Genomic DNA, 6,004 nt, shown 5'->3' with positions numbered 1-6,004 from the left:
CCGCAGGCGAGGACGGCGAAGCTGCGTCCAGAGCTGCCATTAATGAGCTGGCGGCAGCTGTGGAGCAGTATCCGGGGCAGCTCGTCATCGTGACCAACGAGGTTGGTGACGGTATTGTGCCCGAATATCCACTTGGTCGGCTGTATCGGGATTTGAGTGGGGTTATGAATCAGCGGATTGCCCGTCTTTGTGATGAAGTATTTTTGGTGACGGCGGGCATTCCCGTAGAACTCAAACAGTTGGAATATAAGCTATGAGCCGCGAACGTCAGGCTGTTGCTGCGGCTTTTCAATTTTTAACGCGTCTTCCGGTGAAGGCGGAATTGGATTTTTCCCCGGATTTGCTTAAACGCAGTGCAAGTTATTATCCGCTGGTCGGAGTGGTTATTGGCATCATTGTCTGGGGCTTTGCGGCGCTTACTTCTATGGTGTTGCCGCCGTTGCCGTGTGCGATTCTTACGCTTGTTGTCTGGGTTTGGTTGACGGGCGGATTGCATTTGGACGGGTGGATGGATGCGGCTGATGCCTTGTTCAGCTACCGATCCCGTGAGCGGATGCTGGAGATTATGAAGGATAGCCGTGTAGGAGCAATGGGCGTTATTGCTTGTGTGTTGCTACTCATGCTCAAGGCTTCTTTGCTGTATACAGTGTTGGTTGAACGGAATGTGTCTGGCTTACTGCTGCTTCCGATGGTTTGGAGCCGCTGGTTTATGGTACATGCAATGAAGCGCTGGCCCAAAGCCCGTAATGATGATGGGCTGGCTGCGCGTTTTGCTGATATGAGTGGTGGACGCGTAGGGTTAGCCGTATTCTGGGCTGTATTAGTGACCCTGAGTGCTGCCGTAGGACAATATCTTCTGGCAGGTTTGGCTACAGCAACAAGGGATACTGGGAATCTGTCGTTGGCAGGATCAACCATACAGACGTTCCTTTCATATTCTGAGAGCCTTCCAATCTCGATAGGTTTTGTGTTGATTCCGGTCTTGGCTTACGGTGTTGGAACCTTCACGGCAAACCGTATTAACCGCCGCTTGGGTGGACTTACGGGAGATATATACGGAACTTTAAACGAATTGCTGGAGACTGTTTTATTGTTGTTTATTGTAATTTTGTACGGGTTGTGACCAGATTTGAAATGAATTCGTTAAAGGGGAAGAGGCAATTGTCAACTTTCGAACCGTCCTGCACGAACCCGGCAGCCGTATTGATGCTTCAAGGAACAGCGTCGGATGTGGGCAAAAGCGTGGTGACAACTGCGCTTTGCCGTATTTTTACGCAGGACGGATATCGTCCCGCACCGTTTAAGTCGCAAAATATGGCGTTAAACTCTTATGTTACCGAGGACGGCAAGGAAATTGGACGCGCTCAGGGGGTGCAGGCTGAGGCCTGCGGTATTGAGGCCACGACTGACATGAATCCGATTCTGATTAAGCCAGTCAAAGATATGCACTCACAAATTGTTGTACACGGTGTACCTTATGCCTATATGAGCGCCTCCGATTACCGGAAGGATTTTTTGCCAAAAGCCAAACAGACCGTTATGGATGCTCTGAATCGGTTGCGTGATACCTATGATATTGTCCTTATGGAAGGGGCAGGCAGCCCGGCAGAGATTAATTTGAAGGACCGAGATATCGTAAATATGAATTTAGCAGGTTGGGCGGATGCACCAGTGTTGCTTATTTCAGATATCGACCGGGGCGGTGTTTTTGCCTCTCTCGTAGGAACCATCGAGTTACTGGAACCCCATGAAGTACAGCGTATCCGCGGATTTATCATTAACAAATTCAGAGGTGATCTGTCTCTGCTTCAACCGGGATTAGACTGGCTGGAAGAACGGACGGGCATTCCTGTACTCGGTGTATTGCCCTATCTACCAGACATTCGCATTGAAGCAGAGGATTCGGTAGTACTGGATAAGAAGCCCAAGCGATCAGCAGAGGATAAAGAACTGGATATTGCAGTGATACGATATCCGCGGATTTCCAATTTTACGGACACGGATGCTCTGGCCGCAGAGCCGGATGTGAGTGTTCGTTATGTCACAGAAGCCGGACAGTTGGGCGTACCGGACGCCATTATCTTACCGGGGACCAAAGACACCATAGGAGACCTGCTGGAATTGCGTGAGAGAGGTCTGGAGAAAGACATTCGGCAGGCTATGAATACTGGACGCACACAGCTAGTTGGCATTTGTGGAGGTTATCAGATGCTGGGTACAGCGCTATTTGATCCCCAAGCCGTCGAATCTGGGTTGCCGCAGCAGGCAGAAGGGTTAGGTTGGCTGGCTCTATCCACGACCTTTTTAAAGGAAAAGCAAACCGTACGCGTACAGGGAACCCTGTCTAATCATTGCCCGCTTTTGCTTAGTACTGCGCCTGATTCGGGTTCTGCCTCTAAGCCAAGCATTGAAGGCTATGAAATACATATGGGCGTTACGGAGTATGTTACGGAACCATACGAACCTACAGATATAACTTTTAACCTAAGCGAAATGAAAAGGCTATTCCATATCCGGCGTGGCGAAGGAACAGCTTTTGAGGAAGGCTGGGGTACGACAGACGGTAAAGTATGGGGAACCTATTTGCACGGTGTGTTTGATAATGACCGTTTTCGTCGGTGCTGGCTGGATGGATTGCGACAAACCAAGGGCTTGGCACCTTTAGAAAGCACTTTTACTGTACGTGAAGCCAAGGAACGAGAGTTTGACCGTGTCGCAGAGGTGGTACGGGCTCATTTAGATATGGAGCAAATTTATCGTATTATGGGAATGAATTCATAAACTTCATGGATGATTATTAAAATCGCTTTTAAAAAATAAAGAGGTATCTCTACAGCCATTTTCAAGACTGTGAGATACCTCTTTTTATTCAGGATTTTGCAAAATTCGATTCCAGTCGCTCCGAAGTGCAAGATATAGACGAACTAAACCATTTCGATCTATATCTTGTTCATTGGAAGTCGCTTATGGGATTTTTGCAAAATCCTCTATTGTATCGGCTTACGTAATTTTAAATTTTTGAACTGCCTTTTGCAGCTCGGTTGCTTGTTTGCTTAATTGGCGAACAACCTCGCTGTGGCTTTCCATTTCATTTAGTTGCTCATCGGCGTTAAAACCGATTTCTTGAATCATATGCTGTGCATTGGCAGCGATGAGAGCTGTCTCTTCCACGGAAGCAGATACTTCCTCCGAGCTGGCGGATACTTGCTCCGTTGCTGCAGATACCGTTTGAATCGTAGCATTGATCTTTTGCATAAGCTCACTTAGCTGGTTAAAGGCTGAGCTCGCTTGTTGAACCATTTCCGTTCCCGAATGAATTTCACGGCTAACCTGGGTCACAGAGTCCACAGATTGTTGCGATACTTCTTGAATGGTAACCAAATAGTCAGAAATTTCTTGTGTGGCTTCTTTAGATTGCTCGGCAAGCTTGCGTACTTCTCCAGCTACTACGGCGAAGCCCCGTCCATGTTCGCCCGCACGGGCAGCTTCAATGGAGGCATTCAGGGACAACATTTGAATTTGCTTCGTAATATCGAAAATAGCCGAAACGATACTGCCAATGGCTTCTGAGCGCTCATTCATACTATGGATGTATCGAAGCGATTCATCGGCAGCATGTCCTACCTGTGACATTTGAGCTACAGCTTTTTGAGCGAGCGTATTACCGTTAACCGTTTCTTTGGTTGCTTCACTGATTTGATCGGATACATCATTGGCAGAGGAGGCGATGTGCTGAACACCTTGAGCGATTTCCTCCATAGCCTGTGCATTTTCAGCAGCAGTTGTAGCTATGCTGGTACTGCCCTTTGCTACTTCCTCTGCGGCAACTGTAGAGTCCTGCACTTTTACACTCATAGCCTCAGTCCGACGAAGCAGCTCGTCCGATCCTTCAACAACCGCACTGGATGTAGAAAGCACATGGCTGATCATTTCTTTCAAGTTATGAGACATTGATTGGAAGCTGCGGGCAAGTTGGGCAATTTCATTGACTCCATGAACCTTCGCTTCTTGTGAAAGATCACCTTGAGCGATTTTTTCGCTATGACGAACCAATTCAGCAATGGGTTCTACAACTTTACGTATCACGAGGGTAGAAATAATTCCGCCCAGCAGGAGCGTTGCCACTGTAATACCTATGCAAATCCATAAAATTTGTTGGGATTTTTCCTGTACGAATCCGACATCTTCGTTCACGCCCAGAACTAGATTACTACCCGATATAGCAAAGAAGGCGGTTTTGTGTACTCCGTACGAATCGCTGTAAATTTCACTGATATTCATCTCGCCTTGTTTTGCTTTTTTAATATCCTCTACAGGAATGAGTGCATCCTTGACCTTGTATACTGATTTTACATTCCGTGCGACGACTTCGGCTTTACCATCCTTTACTAGCGCGATATATGCCGATTCTAATTTGAGAGTATCGACCTTGTCCTGAAGATAGGATTCCATCTGTATAGCGGAGCCGGAATCAGAACCGCTTCCTTGTTGGGCCTGAACGGCTAAGGAAATATTGAGATCCTGATACACATTTTTAGCTCCAGTTTCTAGCAATTGGTCTACCTGAGGCATGACACTGTTATTAATGATACTCATGGATATTGCATAGAAACTGATGCTGAATAAAAGGGATGCAAAGAGCTGAATCAGCAAAAACATAATTCGTAATTTCGCGCCAATGGAACGATTAAAACTCTTCATGAAAATTCTCCTCTCACATGATGGTAATAAAATCAGACGAATTTCCCTGCTTGATGTAGGCCGCTTGTCCAATAAGATACTAGACACGCCATGATCTACTTGTTTTCCTCTCCTTGCTTGAAGAAAAGACTGAAAATGTTCGGATTCTATGTATATTTCAGCTGTATTCAAGGGACAAGAATGTGAAAGGGAAGTAATCCATGATTTACTAAAAAGTAGGTTAGACCTATTTTACATAATTAACAGGCGGTTGAATAGTCATATTTGCCCAAAAACAAACAAAAAATATATAACTATGGTCTTAGGTGTTTAGATGTAAGTTAGATGTAAATTATCAGGTGCATAAAAACGAATAGATTACTCCTTCTTTAAAACTATTGTAAAAAAGAAGTAATATAAGTAGCATAAGGAATACCGCTTTTATGACAATATTCTTCTAAGCTTGGTTTGGTAAGTTCGAAAGTGGTCTTCAATATACATATAAAAAGGGGAAAAGGTAGTTATGAATCGGGATTTACTTTCCAAAGAAATGATTTCGCAGGTCAGGGGAGAAGATGAACAGGAGCAGACTTCCGGAAGTTACAGAGCTGCCACAGGGAGAAATCCGATAAGTCGTCTATTAGATTATGTATCAGGCGTATTCACTCCGATCTTGCCGGCAATGATTGGGGCGGGAATGATCAAGGTATTAATATCTATTTTCATGTCCTTAGGTTTTTTGTTTTCAGACCAACAGGTATTTACTAGTTTGTTATCTGATCAACAGGCGTATACCATTTTATTGGTTATCAGCGATGGGGTATTCTATTTTTTGCCCATTCTATTTGCGGTAAGTGCGGCAAGAAAGCTGAACAGCAATATGTTTGTTGCGGCTGCCATCGGAGCATCAGTATTGCATCCCCGCCTGACAGAGTTGTTCCAGTCTGGTGAGGAGGTTCGCTTTGGCGACTTGTCAGTCATAGACGGGCAGTCTGCTTCTTCCATAATACTAATGCTTGTTGTCGTTTGGATGGCGTCGTATGTGGAAAAATGGTTAGACAAGCATACCCCCTATTGGCTTAAAGTAGTGGCTGTCCCGACTTTGACTCTGATGATTTTTATACCTTTGATGATGTTCGTTCTTGGCCCGTTGTGGGGGTATCTCGGTCAACATTTATCGGATGGACTCGCATGGTTATTTGATAATGCAGGAGTGTTTGCAGGGCTGCTGCTCGGGGGCGCGATGTCATTGCTTATTATGGCAGGTATGCAATATATAATGGTACCGATTATGATCAGCTCGCTTGCAACACTGGGCTACGAT

General features: G+C 45.6%; 5 protein-coding genes. 4 read left to right on the top strand and 1 reads right to left on the bottom strand.

Annotation, left to right across the window (positions count from 1 at the left end):
• The 3 genes from GRP75_RS17325 to GRP75_RS17315 all read left to right on the top strand — a co-directional run.
• Window positions 1-257 (top strand): bifunctional adenosylcobinamide kinase/adenosylcobinamide-phosphate guanylyltransferase (locus GRP75_RS17325; RefSeq protein ID WP_202404188.1); only part of this gene is annotated, 257 nt, incomplete at its 5' end.
• A complete protein-coding gene (cobS, locus tag GRP75_RS17320; RefSeq protein WP_023987652.1) occupies window positions 254-1,123 on the top strand; it encodes an adenosylcobinamide-GDP ribazoletransferase in 870 nt (289 codons plus the stop codon). The genes GRP75_RS17325 and cobS, both read left to right, overlap by 4 nt.
• Before the next feature lie 38 nt (window positions 1,124-1,161).
• Complete coding sequence (locus GRP75_RS17315) at window positions 1,162-2,781, top strand: cobyric acid synthase (protein ID WP_160789902.1); 1,620 nt, start codon at window positions 1,162-1,164, stop codon at window positions 2,779-2,781.
• A gap of 219 nt (window positions 2,782-3,000) precedes the next feature.
• Here GRP75_RS17315 and GRP75_RS17310 read toward each other — a convergent pair whose 3' ends face one another.
• Window positions 3,001-4,701 carry a methyl-accepting chemotaxis protein gene (locus GRP75_RS17310; RefSeq protein WP_160789901.1) on the bottom strand — a complete coding sequence of 567 codons (1,701 nt, stop codon included), beginning with the start codon at window positions 4,699-4,701 and terminating at the stop codon, window positions 3,001-3,003.
• Window positions 4,702-5,203: 502 nt separating this feature from the next.
• Between GRP75_RS17310 and GRP75_RS17305 the strand changes: the two genes are divergently transcribed.
• The coding region (locus tag GRP75_RS17305) for a PTS sugar transporter subunit IIC (protein WP_160789900.1) at window positions 5,204-6,004 on the top strand (801 nt) is incomplete at its 3' end.

Source organism: Paenibacillus sp. OT2-17, from assembly GCF_009827695.1.
GTDB lineage: Bacteria > Bacillota > Bacilli > Paenibacillales > Paenibacillaceae > Paenibacillus > Paenibacillus polymyxa_B.
The sequence above is the reverse complement of the archived record's forward strand: the minus strand, read 5'-3'. Positions and strand labels throughout refer to the sequence as shown.

What these genes read in the sequence shown, in the direction of transcription:
- GRP75_RS17310 (WP_160789901.1), bottom strand. Translation starts at nt 4,701, where the DNA reads ATGAAGAGTTTTAATCGTTCCATTGGCGCGAAATTACGAATTATGTTT.
- cobS (WP_023987652.1), top strand. Translation starts at nt 254, where the DNA reads ATGAGCCGCGAACGTCAGGCTGTTGCTGCGGCTTTTCAATTTTTAACG.